This is a genomic window from Actinomyces urinae, assembly GCF_900119695.1.
GTDB lineage: Bacteria > Actinomycetota > Actinomycetes > Actinomycetales > Actinomycetaceae > Gleimia > Gleimia urinae.
The window spans coordinates 226,220-248,610 of record NZ_LT632547.1; the positions used below are offsets into that span (position 1 = coordinate 226,220).

A 22,391-nucleotide genomic window follows, 5' to 3' on the forward strand; every position below is an offset into this window, starting at 1 on the left:
AAGCCGTCCAGTGAGGCGGGAAAGGTGGGGCACATGCCACAGGTGAAAACTGTTCTGGATGAGGGGCAGATTTCGCGCGCTGTTTCGCGCATTTGTTACGAGATTCTCGAGCGCACAGATGGCGCTGAAGATCTCGTTATCCTCGGAATCCCAACCAGGGGAGTTCCCCTGGCAAACCGGTTAGCAAAAAGGCTGCGAGAGGTTAGCAACGCGCCGGTTGAAGTGGGCTCGCTTGACATCACGATGTATCGCGATGATTTGGCGGGTAATCCGATTAGAACGCCCCACCCGATGTCTATCCCCGAATCGGGCATTGACGGCAAGATCGTTATCTTGGTTGATGATGTTTTGTACACGGGACGCACGGTAAAGGCCGCTCTTGATGCGCTGTTTGATTTGGGTCGCCCGCAAGCGGTGAAGCTGGCCACGCTGGTTGATCGCGGTCACCGTGAGCTCCCTATTCGCCCTGATTTTGTGGGCAAGAACTTGCCGACCTCGCGAAAAGAATCCGTCGATATTGAACTTGTTGAGATCGATGGCATTGACCGCGTAGTAATCCGGGAGGCGTGATGAAACATCTCATTTCTATATCTGACTTGAGCCAGGATGAAGCGATCCGCATTTTAGACGTTGCCGAGGCCATGGCGGCTACCCAGTCGCGAGCTGTTAAGAAGCTCCCAACGTTGCGCGGCAAGACGGTCATCAACCTGTTTTTTGAAGATTCCACGCGAACTAGGCTGTCGTTTGAGGCTGCAGCGAAGCGCTTATCCGCTGATGTGATCAGCTTTTCTGCAAAGGGGTCTTCGGTTTCTAAGGGTGAGTCACTCAAAGATACTGCGTTGACACTGCAGGCGATGGGCGCAGATGCGGTTGTGGTACGTCACCGATCGTCTGGGGCCGCTCACCGTCTGGCCCATGCCGGTTGGATTGACCTGCCGGTGCTTAACGCGGGTGATGGCACTCATCAGCACCCCACGCAGGCGTTGCTAGATGCAATGACGCTACGCCGTCACTTCACAAATGAGGGCCGCCCCGCAATGCCGGGCACCACGCTTGAGGGAGCACACGTGGCCATCGTGGGTGACATCCTGCATTCGCGAGTGGCGCGTTCCAACGTGGGACTCATGTCAATGCTCGGGGCGCGTGTAACCCTGGTTGCTCCGCCTACCCTCCTTCCGGTTGGCGTTGAAAACTGGCCGTGCGAGGTCACCTACGATTTTGACGAGGCACTTGCTACTCATCCCGACGCGGTGATCATGTTGCGAATCCAGCACGAGAGGATGAGCGCGGCGGGCGGAGGGTTCTTCCCCTCGGCGGAGGAATACCACCACTCGTATGGTTTGGACAGCGAACGGTTTGAAAGGCTTGGCAATCGCACTGCGATCATGCACCCGGGTCCGCTCAATCGGGGTTTGGAGATTTGTGCGCAGGCGGCAGATTCGGCCCAGTCGGTAATCGTGGAACAGGTAAATAACGGGGTGAGCGTTCGCATGGCGGCGCTGTACCTGCTTCTGGCAGCTAAGGAGAGTTTGAATGTCTAAAGAAATCCTGTTTGTAGGTGCGCGCCCGTACGGCGAAGAGAGCGCAGATATTGCCGTTCGTGGAAATAAGATCGTCGCTGTTGGAAAGGATGCTCGTAGCGCGGTTCCGGAGGCCGAAGTGGTTGACGTGACGGGCCTTGTGGCACTGCCTGGCCTAGTCGATCTCCATACGCACCTTCGCGAGCCCGGTCAGGAGGATGCCGAGACAGTGTTTACGGGCACGAGGACCGCCGCGGTAGGTGGGTACACCTGTGTGTTTGCAATGGCGAATACAAATCCGGTTGCAGATACCGCCTCGGTAGTAGAACAGGTGAAGATGCTTGGCGACAAGGCCGGCTGGGTAGAGGTTCATCCGATTGGTGCAGTCACTGTTGGCTTGGAGGGCAAGACGCTGTCCTCGATGAGCGCTATGGCTAAGTCCGAGGCTGCAGTGCGAGTATTCTCCGATGATGGCAAGTGCGTTGCCGACCCCGTGCTGATGCGCCGCGCCCTCGAATATGTAAAAACTTTTGGCGGCGTGATTGCCCAGCATGCGCAGGATCCAGCGCTCACCGAAGGCGCACAAATGAATGAGTCGCCACTTTCTGCTGAGCTTGGTTTGGCCGGTTGGCCGGCCGTTGCCGAAGAGGCGATTATTGCCCGCGACGTTGCCCTAACGGATCACGTTGGTTCGCGCTACCACGTGCTGCACGCGTCTACAAAGGGTTCGGTGGAGCAGATTCGCGAGGCTAAGCGCCGCGGAATCAACGTGACGGCCGAAGCCACGCCGCACCACATTTTCCTCACCGAAGAAGAAGCACGCTCGTACGATCCGCGCTTTAAGGTGAACCCGCCCCTGCGCACGCAGGAGGACGTAGAGGCACTGCGTGACGCTCTCGAAGATGGCACGATGGACACGATTGGTACCGATCATGCGCCGCATCCTCTGGAGATGAAGGATTGCGAGTGGCAGGCCGGCGCGTTCGGCATGATCGGCATTGAGACCGCACTACCCGTCCTCATCACCACAATGGTGGACACGGGGCGTATGAACTGGCGCGATATTGCGCGTGTCATGTCTGAAAAGCCCGCGCAGATTGGTCTTGCAACCGAGCAGGGCCAGCCGATCGAGGCCGGGTCTTTTGCGAACCTTGCATTTGTGGACCCAAGTGTGGAGCGCGTGGTAGAAAACGGCTGGTCGCGCTCAACCAATAACCCCTATTTGGGGCACACGCTGAAGGGTCAGGTTCAGTACACGGTTTACCGCGGCAAGATCACAGTGCGTGAAGGCATGCCGGTAGAGGAGGAACGATGAGCATTGCGGTTCTGGTTACATCAGATGGTCACGTGTTTAGTGGCCGCGCATTTGGCGCGATTGGCGAAGTTGTCGCTCCCGTTATGATCGACGCATCTGTAGCGGACTACCCACGTGTGCTCGCCAGCGCTGATAACGAGGGGAAGATCGTTCTGTTTGCCTCCCCGCATATTGGGAACGTAGGGCTACCCGATGCGTTTGAACCGAAGGCACTAGGAGTTGTGGCTCGCGAGGCTTCCAAGGTCGCATCGAACTGGCAGTCAAAGGCTGAGCTTGAGCCGGTATTGCGGGCGGCAGGCGTGGTTGGTATTGAGGGGATCGATACGCGAGCCCTCGTCAAGCTGTTGGTGAAGAATCCTGATCTGCGCGTGGGGGTTTTCTCTGGCGCAGTGATTGATTCCCATGATTTAGAAGAGGGCGAGCGCATTCCACGCGACCTCGTGAACTGTTTGCAAAGCCGCGTCAAGGGGGCCAACTAATGCCACGCAGAAATGATTTGAAATCCGTTCTTGTAATCGGTTCTGGCCCGATCGTCATTGGCCAGGCATGCGAGTTTGACTACTCGGGCTCGCAGGCTTGCCGCGTGCTTCGAGAAGAGGGCATGCGCGTGATCCTCGTGAACTCGAATCCCGCTACGATCATGACGGATCCAAACATGGCTGATGCCACCTACGTGGAGCCGATTACTACCAGCTCTATTGAGCGAATCATTGCGAAGGAGCGCCCCGATGCTCTCCTGCCTACCCTGGGCGGGCAGACGGCTCTAAACGCGGCGATGAACCTTGCCGAGGCGGGGATCTTGGAAAAGTACGGCGTTGAGATCATCGGGTCCAGTGTGGAAACGATCCGTGCGGGTGAGGACCGTGACGAGTTCAAAGAAGTTGTGGAGCGGTGCGGCGCAGAGGTGGCAAGGTCGCGAATTGCCCACTCGCTACAGGATGCGCTTGATGCGGCCGAGGAGCTTGGCTACCCGTTGGTGGTTCGCCCCTCGTTCACGATGGGCGGCCTCGGCTCTGGATTTGCGCACACCCAAGAGGAACTGACGCGTTTCGTTGAGCACGGCCTGCGCGATTCGCTCACTAACGAGGTTCTGCTCGAAGAGTCGATTCTGGGCTGGAAAGAGCTCGAACTCGAGATGATCCGAGATCGCACCGGCGAGACGATGCTGGTTACAACCATCGAGAACGTAGATCCCGTGGGCGTGCACACAGGTGATTCTATTACGGTGGCTCCCGCTCTCACCCTCACGCAGAGCGAAATCGATGAGCTTGTGCGTATCGGCGCTGACATCATTGAGGGTGTGGGCGTGAACCAGGGTGGTTGTAACATCCAGTTTGCGATTAACCCCGCGGATGGCCGCATCGTTGCTATTGAGATGAATCCGCGTGTTTCGCGCTCATCGGCCCTCGCGTCGAAGGCAACGGGTATCCCGATCGCAAAGATCGCAGCCCGTCTAGCGATTGGCTACGACCTCGCGGAAATTCAGTCAGATATTGCTCCTGACCGTACTGCAGCGCAGGCGCCTCTGATTGATTATGTGGTGGTGAAGGTGCCGCACTTCGCGTTTGAGAAGTTCCCGGCATCCGACAAGACGCTGACCACTTCCATGAAGTCGGTGGGTGAGGCCATGGCGATTGGCCGTACTTTTACCGAGGCTCTTCTTAAGGCGCAGCGTTCCATCGACAAAGCTGGGGTTTCGTTCCATTGGGACGGGCCGGCTCCGGATGAGAGCGAGGTGGAGGCACTGCTGGAGCAGATAGCAACGCCTACGGAGACCCGCCTGGTGCAGCTGCAGCAGGCGATTCGCGGTGGCGCCAGCTTGGAACAGATTAATCGCGCAACGGCTATTGACCCGTGGTTTATTGCTCAAATCCAGCAGGTGGAAGAGGTTGCGCGCCAGATAATGGACGCCGAGGCGCTTTCTGCAGGCGTGCTACGCGTTGCAAAGCGTCACGGTTTTTCCGATGCACAGATTGCGTCCTTGCGGTCAATGCCAGAAGAGGTGGTGCGCGAAATCCGCCGCGCTTACAATATTCACCCGGTGTACAAGGCAGTGGACACTTGCGCAGGCCTATATGACGCGGCAACCCCGTACTACTACTCAACGTATGAGGAGGTCTCGGAGATCGAGCAGCGTGAGCGCCCTGCAGTGATGATCCTGGGGTCGGGTCCGAACCGTATTGGTCAGGGCATTGAGTTTGACTACTCGTGTGTGCATGCCACGATGGCGCTACGCGAGGACTTCGACACCATCATGGTGAACTGCAACCCCGAGACGGTATCCACGGACTATGACATCTCGGATCGTCTCTACTTTGAGCCCCTCACTCTCGAAGACGTGCTCGAAATTTTCGAAACCGAGCAGGCGGCCGGACCCATTGCGGGCGTGCTGGTGCAGTTGGGTGGGCAAACCCCGCTGTCACTTGCGGACGCGCTTGAACGCGCGGGAATGCCGATTGTGGGTACCACACCGGCCTCGATCAATCTGGCTGAGGACCGTGAAGCATTTGGCCGTGTTCTAGACGAAGCGGGTCTGCCCGCTCCCGCACATAAGACGGCTACCACGGCCAGCGCGGCGCTGGCGGCGGCACGCGAGGTGGGGTATCCAGTACTCGTACGCCCCTCGTTTGTTTTAGGTGGGCGCGGAATGGCAATCATTTACGAAGAGGAAGGCCTGGCAGAGTACCTGCAAAACGCGGGTGCCGCAGTATTTTCTACCGGCCCGTTGCTAATCGATAAGTTCCTCGATGATGCCGTTGAAATCGACGTGGATGCGCTCTACGACGGTAACGAGCTGTTCATGGGCGGCATTATGGAACACATTGAAGAGGCCGGTATACACTCGGGTGATTCTGCGTGCGTTATGCCCCCGATGTCGCTGTCTGAACGGCAGATCGATCGGATTGTGAAATCGACCGAGGCTATCGCGAAGGGCGTTGGCGTACGCGGCCTGTTGAATATCCAGTTCGCACTTGCCTCGGATGTACTATACGTGATCGAGGCAAACCCGCGTGCTTCCAGGACAGTACCGTTTGCTTCCAAGGCGTCTGGCGTGGCACTTGCGCGAGCTGCAGCGAAGATCCAGATGGGGCAAACCATCACGCAGCTGCGCGAGGCAGGCGACCTGCCCCCGTACGATCAATCGATCCAAGACCTTGATGAGCCGATTTCCGTTAAGGAGGCGGTTCTCCCGTTCGACCGCTTCCGTGATTGCAACGGCGAGGTCGTTGACACCCTGCTGGGGCCCGAGATGCGCTCAACCGGCGAGGTCATGGGGCTTGATGAGTCCTTCCCCGCCTCGTACGCGAAATCGCAGATTTCTGCCTATGGTGGTCTGCCTGCTTCCGGTACGGTGTTCATTTCGATTGCGGATGCGGATAAGCGCGGTATTGTTCTGCCGGCTTCAAAGCTGGTTGAGCTGGGCTTCAAGATCATGGCTACCACGGGTACAGCATCGGTTTTGCGTCGAAATGGAATTGACGTGGAGGTTGTGGCCAAGGAGTCCGAACGCGGCGAGGGTGGTGTTGCAATCACTGACCTTATTCATTCGGGCAAGGTTGACATGATCGTTAACACGCCGCAGGGAGAGTCGGAACGCCGCGACGGCTACAAGATTCGCGCGGCAGCAACGTCGGCTGGGAAAGCGATGATCACGACGCTACAGGCATTTAACTCGGCGGTGCGCGCTATCAAGGCGGCCCAGACGGAAGAACTACACGTAAAGTCCCTTCAAGAATGGGACCGCGAACGCGAGCAACGGAGGCAGATGAATGCCTGAGAGTTTTGGAACGCGGCTAGGCAGGGCTCTGGCTACCCGCGGGCCGGTTTGTGCGGGTATTGATCCGCATGCTGGTTTGCTTGAAGCCTGGGGATTACCAGTAAACGTGCATGGCTTGTCAGAGTTTTCGAAGCGCGCCCTTGACGGGTTGAGCGAGGCGGCGGCTATCAAACCGCAGTCGGCCTTCTTTGAGCGCTTTGGTGCGGCGGGAGTAGCGGTTTTAGAGGAGCTGTTGCAAAGCGCTCGTGAACGCGGCGTAATCACGATTTTGGACGTGAAGCGCGGTGACATCGGTTCGACGATGGCTGGTTACGCAGCGGCATATCTGCCGCAGGGCGCTCCGCTGGAGGCCGACGCGATCACGGTTGCGCCCTACATGGGGCCGGCAGCTTTCGATGAAACCGCGCAGCTGGCGGCCGAGCATGGCAAGGGCCTGTTCGCGCTCGCACTGACGTCGAACCCGCAGGGTGCTACTTTGCAGCGTTCGGTAGGGCAAGGTAAGACGGTGGCTCGCCAGGTGATTGAGTGGACGCGAGCAAAGAACGAGCAGTTTGATGCGGGTCAAAAGGTAGGTTCTTTTGGTGTTGTGATTGGGGCAACTATAGCGGACCGAGCACAGGTCGTAGGTGAGGCGCTAGCCGGCTATACCGGGCCGATCCTGATGCCCGGATTTGGTGCGCAGGGCGGTAGCGTTAACCCTGAAGATGCCGGTTTGAACATCGTGGTGTCTTCTTCGCGGGCGGTGCTAAAAGCCGGTCCTAACCCGGAAGATCTGGCTACTGCGTTGAAGGCAACGAACCGCGAAATTATGAGCGCGCTCGAAGGCGTCTCATAATGGATGCCATGAATCACCAGCGTCTTACTGTTTTGTTAGGTCCTAGTGCGGTTGGCAAGGGGACAGTGGTTGCTCGCTTAATGGAGTTGCACCCGCAGATTTTCTTGTCAATCTCGGCAACAACTCGCGATCCACGCCCCGGTGAGGTTGATGGAGCGCACTATCACTTCCTCTCTCGCGACCGCTTCCTCGAGCTCGTCGCAGAAGATGCTTTCTTGGAGTGGGCCGAGGTTCACGGCATGAACTATTACGGGACTTTGAAGGCTCCGATTGAAGAGGCTATTGCTGCGGGACGTCCGGCGCTATTAGAGATCGACCTTGCAGGGGCAAGGCAAGTGCGCGAGCAGATGCCCGATGCCCAGTTCATTTTCCTCGCCCCTCCTTCGTGGGAGGAATTGGAGGCGCGGCTACGTGGACGCGGCTCTGAGACGGAAGAGCAGATGGCACGCCGCCTTGAAACTGCTCGCGTGGAGATGGCTGCCGCCGCCGAATTTGACCATGTTGTGGTTAATGACGAGGTGGATCACACAGCGCGGAAACTGGCTAGTCTTATGGGCTTAGCGTAGGATTGTTGCGTTACGAAGCTAGGAGGATTCATGACGGGAATCGTTGCCCATCCTGAAGGTATTACGTACCCACCGATCGACGATTTGATGGAGAAGGTCGATTCGAAGTACGCGCTGGTTGTATTTGCTGCCCGCCGCGCAAGGCAGATTAACTCTTACAACCTACAGCTTGAGTCAAACATGGTTCAGTTTGTGGGCCCGGTTGTCCCGGTTGAGGCTGACGACAAGCCGCTTAGCACCGCGCTTCGCGAGATCAACGAGGGCCTGTTGATCATGGAAGAGGCCCCGGACGCCGAGTAACATATTGACATCTCTTAACAATGCCGGCACGCCGCCCCGGCGGATAATCGTTGGGGTGGGGGCCGGCATTTCCGCGTATAAGGTGGCTGGCGTCGTACGTCATTTCGCGAAGGCAGGCGACGCTGTGCGGGTGATTCCAACGGCGGCGAGCCTACACTTCGTTGGGAAAACCACGTGGCAGGCACTTTCTGGTTCTCCCGCCCACACCGACGTTTTTGACGGCGAAGCCGGGGTAGACCACGTGGAGGCCGTGCGAGGTGCAGATCTGATTTTGATTGCGCCAGCAACTGCCGATCTGATTGCGAAGATTCGCGCCGGTATTGCCTGCGACTTGCTTACCACCACGGTGCTTGCCGCTACGTGTCCGGTAGTTATCGTCCCGGCGATGCATACCGCGATGTGGGAAAATGCCGCTACGCAGGACAACATTCGGGCTCTGAAGGAACGCGGGGTGCGCGTAATGGACCCTGTGCTTGGTGATCTCTCTTCGGGGGACAGGGGCGCGGGCCGCATGCCCGAACCAGAAGCTATTTGCAAGTTTGCTGAAGCTGTATTAGCAGAAGGAAACCTCCTCGAAGAAAAAGACTTAGCCGGAGTGCGGGCCTTCGTGACTGCCGGAGGCACGCGCGAGGCGATTGACCCCGTGCGTTTTATTGGCAATCACTCCAGTGGTAAACAAGGGGCGGCGATCGCGCGCGCACTTGTTGAACGCGGCGCTGACGTCACCGTGTTTGCCGCAAATATTGCTCCCGGTGTGATACCCGACGGCGTGGCGGTTGTAGATACTCCCTCGGCAAATGAAATGTACGAGGCTGTCCAAGGCGCTGCCGCAAACTTCGACATGGGGTTTTTTGTGGCTGCGGTTGCGGATTTCCGCCCGCAACAAAGTTGGGAACAAAAGCTGAAGAAGACCAGTGATAATGAGGACGGGTGGTCCTTGCAACTGGTTAGAAATCCAGATATTTTGCGTGAAACTGCAAACAAATACCCGAATTTGCTATGCGTCGGTTTTGCCGCAGAGACCGGTGATGAGGCGCAAGTTTTAGAGTTTGGCCGTGCTAAAGCCGGGCGTAAGGGAGCCCGCTTTATCGCGATCAACCAGGTAGGCAACGGGCAAGGATTTGGCACCGAAAACAATCGTGTGACCGTGGTGGATGCTGCGGGGACAAAAGTTTTGTCCGTGGCTGGAACTAAGCTTCAAGTGGCTCGAGAACTGGTAGAACTTGCAGCCACGCAGCTAGTTAAGAACAACTGAGGTAAAAATGAAAGCCGCTCCACTATTTTCTTCTGAGTCCGTCACGAGCGGACACCCGGATAAGGTTTGCGATCAGATTGCCGATGGCATCTTGGATGCCGCTTTGGAGCATGATCCCAAAACGCGCTCAGCCGTTGAGGTAATGGCAACCACTAACCGCGTGATTGTTGCGGGAGAGCTTTCAACTACTGCCGAGCTGGATGTCGATCAGATCGTGCGCAGAACGGTTGAACGGATCGGGTACACGCAAGAAGGCACGGGTTTTGATGCACGCACCCTGCAGGTGATGGATATTCTCGATCAGCAGTCTGCTGACATCGCACAGTCGGTGGATCGCTCAATAGAAGCGCGAGAAGAGTCCTCCGGTGATCTGCTCTCTCTCCAGGGAGCGGGCGACCAGGGCCTCATGTTTGGCTATGCCTGCGACGACACGCCAGTGCTCATGCCATTGCCAATTTACGTGGCCCACCGGCTCGCTAGTCAACTCGAACAGGTTCGCCGCACTGAGATGAGCGGGCTGCGCCCGGACGGTAAAACTCAAGTTACGGTTCGCATGGAAAACGAGCAGCCGGTCAGCCTGGACACGATCGTTGTATCCACTCAGCATGATGACGCTTTATCGCTTGAGCAAATCCGCGAGGGCGTGAAAACCCTCGTTGTGGATCCGGTGCTGGAACAGATTGGCCAGCGCTTTGACACTTCGGAAGCGAAGCTGCTGATTAACCCATCAGGCCGCTTTGTAGTTGGAGGCCCCGCGGGTGACACGGGCGTTACGGGACGCAAGCTGATCGTTGACACATACGGCGGATTTGCACGCCACGGAGGCGGTGCCTTCTCTGGGAAAGACGCGTCAAAGGTGGATAGGTCTGGCGCATACGCAACGCGTTGGATTGCGAAGAACATTGTTGCAGCCGGATTGGCTCGCCGCTGTGAGGTGCAAGTTTCCTACGCGATCGGCCGTGCGGAGCCAGTTGGGCTACACATCAACACGTTCGGTACGGGCTGCGTTTCTGATGACCAGTTGCTGAGCGCAGTAGGTCGAGTTTTCGATTTGCGCCCTGCCGCAATCATCGAGACGTTACGGCTAAACGAGCCGGGCTTTACGGCCGTATCGGCGTACGGTCACTTCGGGCGCGAGGGCGTTACTTGGGAGGACACTTCTAACGCAGACGAACTACGCAGCGTTCTCGGCTAATCAATTCTCAAGCCAGGTAATAGGACCCTTTGAATAGGGTCCTATTACTTTGAGCAAAATAAATGTCTGCAGTGCACGATACGATTAAGCCATGTCGAATCAGCCTGAAGCACTACTGGGAAGGCGAGTGGCCCGTGTGCTCGTCGATACCGCGGTGCCTCACCTAGACAGGCTCTTCGACTATGAGGCTACAGGCCAGCCGGTCCAAGTAGGCTCACTCGTACGGGTGAAGCTCGCAGGGCGGAGAATGAATGGTTTCGTCCTTGAAATCGGCGAAGATTCTGACTTTACGGGCAAACTTGCGCCGGTAGAGCGCGTGGTTTCCGCAATACCGCTAGTGGATCAACAGATGATTACACTTGCGCAAGACCTCGCAAAACGCAATGCTGCCGCTGTCTCTAAGGTTCTGACAGCCATGGTGCCAAGCAGGCACGCGGGGGCGGAGAAGGCGTTTATTTCCGGCTGGAACAATGCAGTAGCTGATGTCAGTGATCCCACGGGAGGCGAGTTTTCCTCGTCGTGGAGCTACTACGCGGGAGGCCATGCGTTTCTTGAGCGTATTGGCAAGGGCGAATCTCCACGCGCTGTGTGGCTTACGTTGCCGAGGGTGTTCCCTGCGCGAATGGAGCATCACCCGCTCTTAGATCTTGTGGAGGCCGTGGCCAGGTCGGGGCGGCGCACGCTGATTGTGGTGCCAACGGCTCGGGACGTGGATGCGATGGAGGCCGTTTTTGCGCAGACTAACTGGAGAGTGATTTGCCAGCGGGCATCTGATTCGCAGTATAAGAAGTACCGTTCCTATTTGGAGATCAGAGCGGGCGAGGCTGACGTGGTGATCGGCACGAGGTCTGCAGTTTATGCGCCGGTGCCTAATCTGGGCTTGATTAGTGTTTGGGATGCGGGCGATGACAGGCTGACTGACCAACAGGCGCCGTACTTGTCGGCTCTCGAGATCGCGATGCGCAGAGCACACTTGCAAGGATGCGCGCTGGTCAGTGCAGGTCCGTCGATCTCGGTACCAGAAACACAACTGGTGCGCTCGGGCTGGGCAGCCTCGCTAGTTGCGGACCGTGAAGTTACCCGCTCTAAAACGGCAATCATTGAGGTGCCCGACGAGTTTGATATGGAACGGGAAGGTCCGGCCGGCCACTCACGGATTCCTCCTTCGGTACAAAGTTTCATTCGCACCTCGTTGGATATTGGCCCCGTGCTGGTGCACGTTCCAACCGGCGGATACGTGTCGGTCATCGCCTGTAGCCGTTGCGATCAGAGTGCACGTTGTAATGCTTGCCATGGGCCGCTACGGGCGTTCGCAAACGGGGGACTGTCCTGCATGTGGTGTAACCGTCCGCAGGTGGGCTGGAGATGCGTCAAGTGCGGTAGCTCAAGTTGGCGATCGGCCCGGGTGGGATCAGTGCGAACTGCCGAGGAATTCGGGCGTGCTTTCCCTCGGACCATTATCGAAATGTCCAGTGCAGATACACCCGTTACCGAGTTTGCGAAGCCGAGCGGAATAGTAATCGCCACACCGGGTATGGAGCCCGTTACGCCCGGAGGGTATGCGGCCGTGGTGGTGCTAGACGCTTGGACAATCCTGGGACGCCCGGAACTCTGGGCCCCCGCTGAAGCGATGCGCAGGTGGATGAACATTCATTCATTGGCCAGGCCAGACGGCAAAATGATCGTGGTGGGCGTTCGTGATCCGATGATTCGTGGCTCGCTTGTGCGCCGCGATCCTCTCGGATTCGCGATGCAGTTGCTAGATGAACGTGAACTGCTCGGTTTTTTCCCCGCTGTATGCATGGTTGCAATCGATGGAGACAGGAAGAACGTTGCTTCTTTTATTGAGGAAGTAAACGTGCCCGGTAGGTGCCAGCTCGTTGGAGTGGCGGCCAGGGAGGGACGTGACCTGCAAAAAAAATACGGACGCGATCAAAGCCGCGCCATTTACAGGTGCCCGTGGGATGCAGCGCCAACCTTCATTGAGTCGGTGAAAGCTACTCAAGTTGCAAGAAGCATGGGCCGTAAAGGCGCGGTAAGCGTTCATGTGAACCCCGCGGGCCTTCTTTAATATGCGCCAGACAGATTCAAAGAGCAATCAAGATAGACTATTAGAGTGAAGATCCTTTTTGCTGGCACTCCAGAAGTTGCAATTCCAACGCTTGCGGCCTTGACCAAGTCCGATCATGAGGTTGTGGGTGTACTAACTCGTTCGCCCGCTCGGCGAGGTCGTGGCCGAACTCTCTACCCGTCAGAAGTGGGAGAGTGGGCCAGTGAGAATGGCCTCGACGTCATTGAGGCGGATTCGTTCAAAGACCCGCAGGTTTTGGAGCAAGTGCAACAAACCGGGGCTCAGCTCGGCGTTGTTGTGGCGTACGGAGCGATTATTCCCAAAACTGCTTTGGAAGGCCTCGACCACGGTTGGATTAACCTGCACTTTTCGGCTTTGCCTCGCTGGCGTGGGGCCGCGCCGGTTCAGCGCGCTATCGAGGCGGGCGATGCGGTTACTGCCGTTGACGTCTTCCAGCTGGAAGAAGGGCTGGATACCGGACCGGTGTACTCAACTCGACCGGTAGAAATTGACCCCGATATTAGCGGCGGCGAGCTACTTGCTGAACTAGCCCAGATTGGGGCTAAAGACGTTGTGGACGTGGTTGATTCCATTGAAATGGGCGTTGCGAACCCGCTGGTGCAAGACGAGAGCGGAGAAACCTACGCCCACCGTATTACCCGTGACGATTTGCCAATCGACTTCACTAAGCCTGCGCTGCAGGTACACAATCAGGTGCGTGCATTCGCGCCCGCTCCCGGTGCCTACGCCCTGCTTCCTGACGGCAGGCGGCTAAAAATTCTCGCAACTAAAATGACGGATCAGCGCAGTGGGAAACCGGGCGAGCTACGAATAGACAAGAACGCTGTATTCGTTGCGGCGGCAGACGCGTGGCTGGAACTGATTGCCGTGGCGCCAGCTGGTAAATCGCACATGGCAGCCGCTGATTGGGCCAGGGGAGCCAGGCTAGAGCAAGGCGCGGTTTTGAAAGGCAAGGAGAACTGATGGAATATCGCCGAGACAACCGGCCTCCTCGGGCGCGTCGCCCCCGCGGCGTGGAAGATTCGCGCCGAGTCGCCTACGAGGCGCTGCTCAAAATTGAAACTGAAGGCGCTTACGCAAACCTCGTGTTGCCGCCCATGCTCACCAAAGCCCGGCTATCGCCGCGTGACGCGGGTATGACAACCGAGCTGGTTTACGGCACGCTTCGATACCGTGAACGCATTGACTGGGTGCTTAGCAAATGTATGAACCGCAAGATCGCGGATGTTGATCCAGAGGTCCGCGCTATTTTGCGGATGACAGCCCACCAGATCCTGCATATGCGTGTACCTGACCACGCGTCGGTTGCCCAGGCGGTAGAACTTGCAAAACAGGTAAGCGAGCGGGGTAGCGAGAAGTTTGTAAACGGTGTAGCGCGCTCCGTGGCAGAACACTCACCCGCCGAGTGGGAGACGCGGATGCAGCGCATCGAGAACGATGCCGAGCGCCTCTCTATCATCTACTCGCACCCCCAGTGGATTATTCGGGCGCTGGCCAGTGCTCTGCAGGCGCACGGGCGCGACCCGCGTGAACTGGAAGATCTGCTGGCGGTAGACAACGTGAATCCTTCCGTCACGCTGTGTGCGCGCCCGGGCCTGATTCTGCCGATCGATCTGGCCGAGGACGTGGAGTATTTCTTAAAGACCAGCGCCCGCCCGGGTGACTACTCCGAATGGGCGGTAGTTATTGGGGGAGGAGACCCGGGGCGTCTGCCAGAGATTCGCGATGGGCGCGCAGCGGTACAGGACGAGGGATCGCAGCTCGTGGCCACGGCTTTCGCTGAAACCGAGGTGGGAAACGACGACGTGCGATGGCTCGACATGTGTGCTGGTCCCGGAGGGAAGGCGGGCCTCGTTGGCGCAATAGCTGACGCCAGGGGAGCACACCTTGTGGCCAACGAGGTGTCAGAACATCGCGCGAAGCTAGTTGAAGCTACCACACGCCAGCTCACTGGGATTACGGTACAGGTGGGCGACGGGCGAGACCTGGGCGGCCAGAAGTTTGACCGCATCATTTTAGACGCCCCGTGCACGGGCCTGGGCGCTCTTCGCCGGCGTGCAGAATCACGTTGGCGCAAGCAGATTACCGACGTTGCAGACCTCGTGAAACTCCAGACCGAACTAATCGATTCTGGCCTTGACGCACTGAATGTAGGTGGTGTGCTCGCGTACATCACCTGCTCGCCTCACAAACAAGAAACTATCGACCAGATGGAACGCATTAGCGGCCGAGAGGAATTTGAGTTCCTTTCCGCTGCCTCGGCAATTGACCAAATCTCAATGACTGAAATTGAACTAACCCCCGTGAAAATGGGTAAGGGAGACGTCGTGCAGCTGTGGCCGCACCTTCATGGCACGGACGCCATGTTCCTTGCCCTGATCAAGAGAATTAGGTGAGAAGAATGAAACCAACCATCAGCCCCTCGATCCTTAACTGCGATATTGCAGACCTTGCCGGAGAGCTACACAAAATTCGCAACGCAGACTTCGCGCACGTGGACATCATGGACAACCACTTCGTGCCAAACCTTACGTGGGGTCTGCCCGTTGTGGAGGCCGTGATTGCTAAGGACATCATGCCGGTGGACTGCCACCTGATGATTGAAGACCCGGACCGTTGGGCGCCCGCATATGCCGAGGCAGGTGCGGCCTCGGTGACCTTCCACGCCGAAGCCGCCAAAGCACCGCTACGCCTGGCAAATGAGATCCATAAGCAGGGTGCCAAGGTTGGATTGGGATTGAAGCCAACTACGGATATTCATGACTACGTGGATCTATTGCCCTCATTTGACATGATTCTGGTTATGACAGTAGAGCCTGGTTTTGGTGGGCAGCCGTTCTTGCATTCGCAGATGAAGAAGATCGGCCGCGTACGCGAAGCCGCGAAGGCTGCGGGCGTAGAGATCGCGATCCAGGTAGATGGCGGCGTGAATCGGGAGACCATCCAGATTGCCGCGGAGGCTGGAGCTGATGTTTTCGTTGCAGGCTCGGCAGTATTCCGCGCGGAAGATGCGTATGAGGAGGTCGAGCAACTTCGCCGGATTGCATCCGAAGCAATGCACGCTCACTGAGAAAATGTGCTCGGCAAGTATTTTTTGTGCTTGCCGTGTAACATTGGAGTGTGCTCCGGGGTCGGTGTAATTCCGAGCCGGCGGTTAAAGTCCGCGAGCCGCTTCGGCGGTTGAGCTGGTGAAACTCCAGCACCGACGGTTAAAGTCCGGATGGGAGGAGCTCGCTTATTTAAAGCTGGCTTGTGCCTTGTCTGCCCGGACGAGTTAATCGAGGAACGGACAAGATAGCGTGTCAACCCGGCCAGCCCGCAGACGCCCAGCGATGCTCGCATTTGGAGCTCCCCTGGTGTTTGGGCTCTTCTTGCTCCTTTGCTGGTGGCTGATCACCATTCAAGAGGGCGCCCCGAGCTGGATGCTTCCCAGCCCTGCCGAGTTCGCTACGCGTCTTATCTCATCGATGTCTAGCACCGATTTGTGGCAAGCACTTTGGGCGACGCTGAAGGAGGCCGCACTCGGCTCATTCTTCGGCGCCCTCATTGCGCTTCCCATGGCTTACCTGATTTACAGGTCCCAGGTGTTCTCAGCGGCGGTGGAACCATTCCTCGGCGCTACGCAGGCGATCCCTGCCATCGCGCTAGCTCCGCTACTCGTCCTCTGGGTCGGTTACGGCACGAGCGCCATCGTTGCACTATGCACACTGATGGTTTTCTTCCCCATTTTGGTCTCGACCACGGTCGGGCTGCGCCACCTTGACGTGGAAGTCATGGAGGCAGCCAGACTCGACGGAGCATCTGGGCTTACTCTACTGCTCTACATGGAAATGCCCCTCGCACTACCTTCAATCCTGGCTGGTCTGCGCAACGGTTTCACCCTGTCGGTGACCGGCGCTGTAGTTGGAGAGATGGTTATGGGAGGGGCCGGACTTGGAACGGTCCTCACCGTGCAACGTAACAGTTTAGATACCAGCGGAATGTTTGTGACTATCTCACTTCTGTGCGTAATGGCGATGACGGTTTATTCCTTGATTTATACGGTGGAGCGCAAATCGAAGCTCGTGAATACATCTCGTCGATAATCCTGGAGAGGGAAAATAATGTTTTTGAAGCGGCTTGCACTACCAGCGTTGGCACTTGGTGCGCTTGTTCTTGCCGGGTGTTCTTCGCCCGCTGGAGATCCAGCTGAGGGTCCAACGGAGGGTAGTGAGAATACCGCCAGCCCCGTCACGCTGGGCCTTACCTACATCCCAAACGTCCAGTTTGCTCCCGCATACGTAGGCGTTGAAGAAGGATATTTTGCCGGCGAGGGAGCTGATGTGACGATCCGCCACCACGGTTCTGACGAGGGCTTGTTCACCGCCCTCTTTGCAGGTGAAGAGGACATGGTGGTGGCCACTGGTGATGAGATGGCTATTGCAAGGTCGCAGGGTATGGACCTGGTATCTGTGGGCCAGTATTACGCGAAGTACCCGGTCGCGGTGATCGTCAAGGAAGACTCGGATATCAAGAGCTTCGAGGACCTGCGTGGGCGTAAGGTTGGCCTGCCGGGCGAGTTCGGTTCCAACTGGTACGGCCTGCTGTCTGCCCTGGCCGCGCACAACATGAGCGTGAATGACATCGAACTAACCTCGATTGGTTTCACCCAGCTTGCTGCTCTCCAGGCGGGAGAAGTAGAGGCTGTTGTGGGCTTCACCAATAACGATACGGTCCAGTTTGGGCTTGCGAATGTGGGTGTGCGTGAGCTTGAGATGTCGCCAGAAGGCGGGTTACCGCTTATCGGTGCCAACGTTGTTACGACCTCGAAGTTTGCAAGTGAGAATCCCGACTTGGTTAAGGCAGTTCTGGAAGGCCTTCGCCAGGCTAAGCAGCTGTGCGTTGATGATCCGGATAAAGCTGTTGAAGTGACCAAGGGGTACGATCCGAATCTGTCTGCTCCCGGTGCAACGGATGCGGCAAAGGCGACTCTCGTTGCTACCAATAAGCTGTTTGAAAAGGACGGCGAAGTGACGATGCGCCAGGATCTGGATACTTGGGCGGCCATGCTGGCCTTCTTGGCAACGCAGGATGGCTTGCTAGCATCTGACGTTAAACTCGATGAAACGGTGACTAACGACTTTGTTAAGTAGTTAGCTCAGTGTTCTATTGGTGGGCGCGGACTCGTTCCGCGCCCACTTTTCGTTATCATCAATTTCATGAAGACATTTGAGGAACTTTTCAACGAACTATCCACCAAAGCGGTAACGAGGCCGGAAGGCTCTGGAACGGTCGCGGAGCTTGATGCGGGCGTCCATGCGATCGGGAAGAAGATTGTTGAGGAGGCTGCCGAGGTGTGGATGGCCTGTGAATACGAGTCGGATGACGACGCCGCGCTTGAGATTTCGCAGCTGCTCTACCACACGCAGGTGATGATGGTTAAAAAAGGTATTTCCCTAGAAGATATTTATAGGAAGCTCTAATGCTAAGAATTGCTGTTCCCAATAAGGGCTCACTTCACGAAGCGGCAGTAGAGATGCTGCGCGAATCTGGATACAAGGTGAACCGCAGAGGCAAGGAATTGGTGCTCGTTGACAATCTCAACGACGTCGAACTGTTCCTGCTACGTCCGCGCGATATTGCGGTTTACGTGGGTAAAGGCACGATTCAGGTTGGTATTACCGGACGTGACCTCCTGCTTGACTCCGGTGCGCCTGCCGTCGAGTTCCAACAGCTCGGGTTTGCCAGGTCAAAGTTCCGCTTTGCGGCTCCTGCGGGCAAAATGAGCGAGCTGCGTGACATCGAGGGCAAGCGCGTGGCGTCCTCGTATGACCATCTTGTGAAGCAGTTCTTGGAAAAAGAGGGCGTTGACGCAGAGGTTGTGCACTTAGATGGAGCAGTAGAATCCTCCGTTCAGCTGGGCGTTGCGGACGTGATTGCCGATGTTGTAGAGACGGGCTCAACGCTACGAGCCGCGGGATTGGAAGTGTTTGGTCCAATCCTGCTGCAGTCCGAGGCCATCTTGATTGGGCGTGAGGAATACCGCGACGATCCGCAGGTAAAGGTCCTTCAGCGCCGCCTGGATGGCGTGATGCGCGCGCACGCAAACGTACTGGTCGATTACAACGTGCACGAGCGGGACATGGCCGCGGCAGTTGCAGTGGCGCCAGGTTTTGAATCGCCCACGATCTCGCCACTTGCTGACTCGAACTGGCTGGCAGTTCGCGTGGTGGTTCCACGCGGCGACATCAACCGCGTGATGGATGAGCTCTATGATGCGGGTGCCCGCGGCATCCTGGTTACAGAGCTTTCAGCCTCGCGCCTCTAGAGCACCTGCGGCCTAGTTAGCGGGCTTGCCGCCCACTAGCGGCGTAGATCCCAGCGGCACTTGCAGCGGCGAATGCGAGCGCGTCCTCGCTCAATCCTCTACTCATCGTTCGAAGTGGAACAGTTGCGTGTTTGAGACAGGCGAGGGCGCTCCTGCTGCTCACGCGGTGCACGATATGACGCTGCGCGACCGCTCGGGCGCCATTCTCAAGTGCGGTTTTTGCCACCTCGGATAGGTTAAGAGAATTGCTATCCACGATGGGCACGTCAAGCTGAATGAGCATCAGCTGGTTCAGCACTGAGAGCGTGTGGTGGGAGATCCCCAGGTGTTTTGGGCGTGGATCTGCCTGCGAGGCACGCACAACGGGAATGGGTTTGCCGCCAAGAGCGTGCGCCACGTGGAGGGCCTGGGCGGTGGCCGTGCCAGAAAAGCCCCAACGGGTGGCGGTTCCGAGATTGCCGGGTCCTTGAGCCACCACTATGTAGTCGGCCTTCGCCACGTGGCGGGCTGCTAGAAGAGCCGATGGCATGGAGGCAGCCTCGAGGTCGCCTCCAAAGCTTTGCCCGCTGGTGATAGTGCAATCGAGGTCTGCGCACTCCCTCATTTTTGCGATGCTCATGGAGAACGCGAGGGGAAGGGCGGCTGTATCATCCCAGACGTATGCGATGCGTGCAGTGGGAATTTGGCTGCGAATTCCTGCCACTACGGCAGGAACAGCCGAATGCAGGTCCGCTACAAGTACGGGAGCTCCTTCAAGGGAGATGGCCTCAGCCATGATGTGGTGATGCGGAGAGGCCGGCTCTTCAACACTTTGTACCACGTGCTGGTGGGGCATGTAGCGGGCCTTCACGATGTGGCCGGCCGCGGGCAAGGAATCGGCGGGTAGCCGAGAGCAAGATAGAACCGTGGCGTAGCCTCCCGTGCCAAGGTTCTTTGCCAGTGCGGAGCAGTCGATCCGAATGTCATCGCCGACCCCGATTTGTCCAACCAGCTCAGTAAGGGCGACGGCGCGGACGGTTTTGCCAGGCAGAAAGCATGTGGCGTATTCGGGCGCGGCCGTGATTTGTGCGTCGAGTTCAGTGGCGCGGCCCCAGGAACGCGCGAGTTTCAAGACCTTGGCATTTCGTTGCAACACACGCCTAGCATAGCGGTTAGGGTGAGATCATGAGTGTTGATACGTCGCGAGGACAGCGCCTTCTAGGCCTGGTTCTGGCATTGTCTAGGCGCGAGCTCGGGCTGACCGCGGCCCAGATTTTTAACCTCGTTCCCGGATATGAGGTGCAGGATTCGGCGCGTGAGCGCCTGTTCACTCGCGATAAGGCTACGTTGAAAGACATGGGGTTCAATCTCAAAACCCGTGTAAATCACGAGGGCAATGAGATTTACGTTCTTAAAAAGGGCACGGGTATCGAAGCTGATTTGACGCCCGTAGAAGAGCTTCTAGTGCACGCAGCCGGGGGACTTTGGTCAAAAGAAAGGGAGCCAAACTTCTCCGCTCGCCTGCACGCGATCTTGAATAATCCGGGAAGCATGCCGCAAACCAGTTTAAGTGGACTGCGAGCCGTGGCCGCCTTCGCTCGGGCAGTGACCGAGGGAAAACCGGTAGTTTTCACTTACAACAAGGCGTATAGCGAATCGCTTAGACGAACAGTTGAGCCGTGGTACCTGTTCCTCCAAGACGGGAACTTGTACATGTGCGGATTTGATCGCGGGCGCCAAGAAAAGCGTACTTTCAGGCTCTCTCGCGTCGATGAGGACAACATTGAGATTCTGGAAGAACCCATCTCTACTGCCCCTTCACCAGATGATGACCGTGGCCTCTTCCTCGTAACTCCACAACTTGCGATTAAAGAGGGAGCGGCTCTACTGACTAGGCAGCACACAAGTCTTACCGATGTGCAGGCTCCGCAGGGCTGGGAGATCCATGAGGGCAGAGCCGGTTCCCTCGGGGTCTGGTTAGAGCGTCTATTGGGCGAGATCGACAATATCGTGGTGCTTGGGCCGCCAGCATTGGTGCGCACCGTGGACCGCAGGATCGACGCATTGGGGGAGTAGTGACTAATCCAAACAAAGACACGCTCATGTTCACGATCCTCGCCTGGTTGCAAGAGGTCGGTGGCGCAGAGGTAAGCGAGATCGCGGCTCGCTTTGGAGTGAGCGAAAATTCCGTGCGTGCCGCAGTGGTGACCCTGGGGGAGGCGTGGTTTGGTGATGGGGCGCCGGATCAAGACCTCGGGCTGGACTGGTCCATGTTCGAAGAGAGCAACTACGTCACTTTCCAAGACATGAACCGGGTGAGTGAAAAGATTGGTCTGTCTGATGATGAAACGATCGGTTTCGTAACCGGCCTTATCTTCTTGTCCTACCTTCTTCCCGCTGACATGCGCGAAACCGCTTTCAGTGCGGCCCTTAAACTACTTGCCCCGCGCGGTCTAAAACTGGACTTTTCCAAACTGGTTTCGTTTGAAGATGAGGAGGTTGCAAGCCATCGCGAAACTATCCAGCAGGCGATTAAGAATAGCAGTTCACTTCAGTTCAAATACGTGAGCAACGCAAATCATCTGAGTGAACGAAATGTGTTCCCGCTGAGCTTGCGTCAGGCTGGACCAAACTGGGTCGTGGAAACGATAGATCTGGATAAGTCCGAAAAACGCGTGTTCCGCCTGGACCGGATGGAGAACATCCGGGTTGGTGGGGAGGTGGCGTCCACCGAGGCGGGCGGGGATGATCGAGGCGTGAAAGTCTGGATGTTTATCGAGCCGCAGGGACGGGCTGCTATAGAGACAAACGCTACGATCAAGCAGTACAAGAAGAGGACGCGCGCGATATACGAGGTTTTTGACGAGCAGTGGATGGCAACGCAGATGCTGATGGTAGCTCCGTGGATTGAGGATACGAACCGACCCGATATTTTGGCGAAGGCAAGAGAGCGGGCGAAGACGGCGCGCACCAACCGCGACTTCTTTCGCGCCGAGTGGAATCGGTAAAGTAGAATGAACTTGGTATTTCGCATTTTGGAGGAAACATGGGCGCATTTAAACCCTCGCACATCATTGTGCTTCTGATTATCTTGATCATCGTTTTTGGTGCGTCAAAGCTACCTGAGATTGCAAAGAACCTCGGTAAGTCCGCGAAGGTTTTGAAGAAGGAAATGAAGGAGCTAACAGACGAAGAGCAACCTTCTCCAAAGCCTTCCGATTCGGATGAAGAAGCTAAATAACGCTACAG

At 57.2% G+C, this 22,391-nt stretch carries 22 protein-coding genes and 1 riboswitch; of the genes, 21 read left to right on the forward strand and 1 reads right to left on the reverse strand.

Annotated features, from left to right (window positions below; translation table 11 throughout):
* Nucleotides 1-33: 33 nt before the first annotated feature.
* From pyrR to hisG, 18 genes are all read left to right on the forward strand, one after another.
* Nucleotides 34-570: a bifunctional pyr operon transcriptional regulator/uracil phosphoribosyltransferase PyrR gene (gene pyrR, locus BQ7114_RS02340; RefSeq protein ID WP_070620195.1), complete on the forward strand. Its 537-nt coding sequence runs from the start codon at nt 34-36 to the stop codon at nt 568-570.
* A complete protein-coding gene (locus BQ7114_RS02345; RefSeq protein WP_072341450.1) occupies nt 570-1,541 on the forward strand; it encodes an aspartate carbamoyltransferase catalytic subunit in 972 nt (323 codons plus the stop codon). Before pyrR ends, BQ7114_RS02345 begins: the two co-directional genes overlap by 1 nt.
* The gene (locus tag BQ7114_RS02350; protein WP_072341453.1) at nt 1,534-2,835 is read left to right on the forward strand and encodes a dihydroorotase; all 1,302 of its coding nucleotides are present in this window, start codon (nt 1,534-1,536) and stop codon (nt 2,833-2,835) included. The genes BQ7114_RS02345 and BQ7114_RS02350 overlap by 8 nt, the downstream gene beginning before the upstream one ends.
* A complete protein-coding gene (locus BQ7114_RS02355; RefSeq protein WP_072341456.1) occupies nt 2,832-3,314 on the forward strand; it encodes a carbamoyl-phosphate synthase domain-containing protein in 483 nt (160 codons plus the stop codon). Before BQ7114_RS02350 ends, BQ7114_RS02355 begins: the two co-directional genes overlap by 4 nt.
* Nucleotides 3,314-6,613 (forward strand): carbamoyl-phosphate synthase large subunit, encoded by a 3,300-nt coding sequence (gene carB / locus BQ7114_RS02360; protein ID WP_072341459.1) that lies wholly within the window; start codon nt 3,314-3,316, stop codon nt 6,611-6,613. The genes BQ7114_RS02355 and carB overlap by 1 nt, the downstream gene beginning before the upstream one ends.
* Entirely contained in the window at nt 6,606-7,448 is an 843-nt protein-coding gene (pyrF, locus tag BQ7114_RS02365; protein WP_072341462.1) for an orotidine-5'-phosphate decarboxylase, read from the forward strand. Before carB ends, pyrF begins: the two co-directional genes overlap by 8 nt.
* A gap of 8 nt (nt 7,449-7,456) precedes the next feature.
* Entirely contained in the window at nt 7,457-8,014 is a 558-nt protein-coding gene (gmk, locus tag BQ7114_RS02370; RefSeq protein WP_072344658.1) for a guanylate kinase, read from the forward strand.
* Nucleotides 8,015-8,044: 30 nt separating this feature from the next.
* Nucleotides 8,045-8,314, forward strand: a complete 270-nt coding sequence (gene rpoZ, locus BQ7114_RS02375; protein WP_016443576.1) for a DNA-directed RNA polymerase subunit omega — start codon at nt 8,045-8,047, stop codon at nt 8,312-8,314.
* A gap of 4 nt (nt 8,315-8,318) precedes the next feature.
* A complete protein-coding gene (gene coaBC / locus BQ7114_RS02380; protein WP_072341465.1) occupies nt 8,319-9,569 on the forward strand; it encodes a bifunctional phosphopantothenoylcysteine decarboxylase/phosphopantothenate--cysteine ligase CoaBC in 1,251 nt (416 codons plus the stop codon).
* Between the two features lie 7 nt (nt 9,570-9,576).
* Entirely contained in the window at nt 9,577-10,764 is a 1,188-nt protein-coding gene (gene metK / locus BQ7114_RS02385; protein WP_072341468.1) for a methionine adenosyltransferase, read from the forward strand.
* Between the two features lie 91 nt (nt 10,765-10,855).
* The gene (locus BQ7114_RS02390; protein WP_143236778.1) at nt 10,856-12,835 is read left to right on the forward strand and encodes a primosomal protein N' family DNA-binding protein; all 1,980 of its coding nucleotides are present in this window, start codon (nt 10,856-10,858) and stop codon (nt 12,833-12,835) included.
* 45 nt (nt 12,836-12,880) lie between these two features.
* Entirely contained in the window at nt 12,881-13,819 is a 939-nt protein-coding gene (gene fmt / locus BQ7114_RS02395) for a methionyl-tRNA formyltransferase (protein WP_072341474.1), read from the forward strand.
* Complete coding sequence (locus BQ7114_RS02400; RefSeq protein WP_072341476.1) at nt 13,819-15,252, forward strand: transcription antitermination factor NusB; 1,434 nt, start codon at nt 13,819-13,821, stop codon at nt 15,250-15,252. The genes fmt and BQ7114_RS02400 overlap by 1 nt, the downstream gene beginning before the upstream one ends.
* Nucleotides 15,253-15,257: 5 nt before the next feature.
* Nucleotides 15,258-15,926, forward strand: coding sequence for a ribulose-phosphate 3-epimerase (rpe, locus tag BQ7114_RS02405; protein ID WP_072341478.1), 669 nt, complete (start codon nt 15,258-15,260; stop codon nt 15,924-15,926).
* Nucleotides 15,927-15,973: 47 nt separating this feature from the next.
* Nucleotides 15,974-16,092: riboswitch (FMN riboswitch) on the forward strand.
* 96 nt (nt 16,093-16,188) lie between these two features.
* Nucleotides 16,189-16,941, forward strand: a complete 753-nt coding sequence (locus tag BQ7114_RS02410; protein WP_072341481.1) for an ABC transporter permease — start codon at nt 16,189-16,191, stop codon at nt 16,939-16,941.
* Between the two features lie 18 nt (nt 16,942-16,959).
* Nucleotides 16,960-17,988 (forward strand): ABC transporter substrate-binding protein, encoded by a 1,029-nt coding sequence (locus BQ7114_RS02415; protein WP_072341484.1) that lies wholly within the window; start codon nt 16,960-16,962, stop codon nt 17,986-17,988.
* 66 nt (nt 17,989-18,054) lie between these two features.
* On the forward strand, nt 18,055-18,318 hold the full coding sequence (locus tag BQ7114_RS02420; protein ID WP_034507902.1) for a phosphoribosyl-ATP diphosphatase: 264 nt from the start codon (nt 18,055-18,057) through the stop codon (nt 18,316-18,318).
* Nucleotides 18,318-19,163: an ATP phosphoribosyltransferase gene (gene hisG / locus BQ7114_RS02425; protein ID WP_072341487.1), complete on the forward strand. Its 846-nt coding sequence runs from the start codon at nt 18,318-18,320 to the stop codon at nt 19,161-19,163. The genes BQ7114_RS02420 and hisG overlap by 1 nt, the downstream gene beginning before the upstream one ends.
* Before the next feature lie 16 nt (nt 19,164-19,179).
* Here the strand turns inward: hisG and BQ7114_RS02430 are convergent, their stop codons facing one another.
* Complete coding sequence (locus BQ7114_RS02430) at nt 19,180-20,298, reverse strand: DUF3866 family protein (RefSeq protein ID WP_072341490.1); 1,119 nt, start codon at nt 20,296-20,298, stop codon at nt 19,180-19,182.
* Nucleotides 20,299-20,327: 29 nt separating this feature from the next.
* On the opposite strand from BQ7114_RS02430, the gene BQ7114_RS02435 reads away from it, so the two are divergent.
* From BQ7114_RS02435 to tatA, 3 genes are read left to right on the forward strand one after another with little or no spacing between them, the layout of a single operon-like run.
* Complete coding sequence (locus BQ7114_RS02435) at nt 20,328-21,218, forward strand: helix-turn-helix transcriptional regulator (RefSeq protein WP_072341493.1); 891 nt, start codon at nt 20,328-20,330, stop codon at nt 21,216-21,218.
* The gene (locus BQ7114_RS02440; protein WP_072341496.1) at nt 21,218-22,150 is read left to right on the forward strand and encodes a helix-turn-helix transcriptional regulator; all 933 of its coding nucleotides are present in this window, start codon (nt 21,218-21,220) and stop codon (nt 22,148-22,150) included. Before BQ7114_RS02435 ends, BQ7114_RS02440 begins: the two co-directional genes overlap by 1 nt.
* A gap of 38 nt (nt 22,151-22,188) precedes the next feature.
* Nucleotides 22,189-22,383, forward strand: a complete 195-nt coding sequence (gene tatA, locus BQ7114_RS02445) for a twin-arginine translocase TatA/TatE family subunit (RefSeq protein ID WP_072341499.1) — start codon at nt 22,189-22,191, stop codon at nt 22,381-22,383.
* Nucleotides 22,384-22,391 lie beyond the last annotated feature (8 nt).

Coding starts and splice junctions, on each gene's coding strand:
- BQ7114_RS02350 (WP_072341453.1), top strand. CDS start 1,534: ATGTCTAAAGAAATCCTGTTTGTAGGTGCGCGCCCGTACGGCGAAGAG.
- tatA (WP_072341499.1), top strand. CDS start 22,189: ATGGGCGCATTTAAACCCTCGCACATCATTGTGCTTCTGATTATCTTG.
- gmk (WP_072344658.1), top strand. CDS start 7,457: ATGAATCACCAGCGTCTTACTGTTTTGTTAGGTCCTAGTGCGGTTGGC.
- BQ7114_RS02435 (WP_072341493.1), top strand. CDS start 20,328: ATGAGTGTTGATACGTCGCGAGGACAGCGCCTTCTAGGCCTGGTTCTG.
- rpe (WP_072341478.1), top strand. CDS start 15,258: ATGAAACCAACCATCAGCCCCTCGATCCTTAACTGCGATATTGCAGAC.
- metK (WP_072341468.1), top strand. CDS start 9,577: ATGAAAGCCGCTCCACTATTTTCTTCTGAGTCCGTCACGAGCGGACAC.
- BQ7114_RS02355 (WP_072341456.1), top strand. CDS start 2,832: ATGAGCATTGCGGTTCTGGTTACATCAGATGGTCACGTGTTTAGTGGC.
- BQ7114_RS02400 (WP_072341476.1), top strand. CDS start 13,819: ATGGAATATCGCCGAGACAACCGGCCTCCTCGGGCGCGTCGCCCCCGC.
- BQ7114_RS02410 (WP_072341481.1), top strand. CDS start 16,189: ATGCTCGCATTTGGAGCTCCCCTGGTGTTTGGGCTCTTCTTGCTCCTT.
- carB (WP_072341459.1), top strand. CDS start 3,314: ATGCCACGCAGAAATGATTTGAAATCCGTTCTTGTAATCGGTTCTGGC.
- BQ7114_RS02415 (WP_072341484.1), top strand. CDS start 16,960: ATGTTTTTGAAGCGGCTTGCACTACCAGCGTTGGCACTTGGTGCGCTT.
- pyrF (WP_072341462.1), top strand. CDS start 6,606: ATGCCTGAGAGTTTTGGAACGCGGCTAGGCAGGGCTCTGGCTACCCGC.
- BQ7114_RS02390 (WP_143236778.1), top strand. CDS start 10,856: ATGTCGAATCAGCCTGAAGCACTACTGGGAAGGCGAGTGGCCCGTGTG.
- BQ7114_RS02345 (WP_072341450.1), top strand. CDS start 570: ATGAAACATCTCATTTCTATATCTGACTTGAGCCAGGATGAAGCGATC.
- hisG (WP_072341487.1), top strand. CDS start 18,318: ATGCTAAGAATTGCTGTTCCCAATAAGGGCTCACTTCACGAAGCGGCA.
- BQ7114_RS02420 (WP_034507902.1), top strand. CDS start 18,055: ATGAAGACATTTGAGGAACTTTTCAACGAACTATCCACCAAAGCGGTA.
- rpoZ (WP_016443576.1), top strand. CDS start 8,045: ATGACGGGAATCGTTGCCCATCCTGAAGGTATTACGTACCCACCGATC.
- pyrR (WP_070620195.1), top strand. CDS start 34: ATGCCACAGGTGAAAACTGTTCTGGATGAGGGGCAGATTTCGCGCGCT.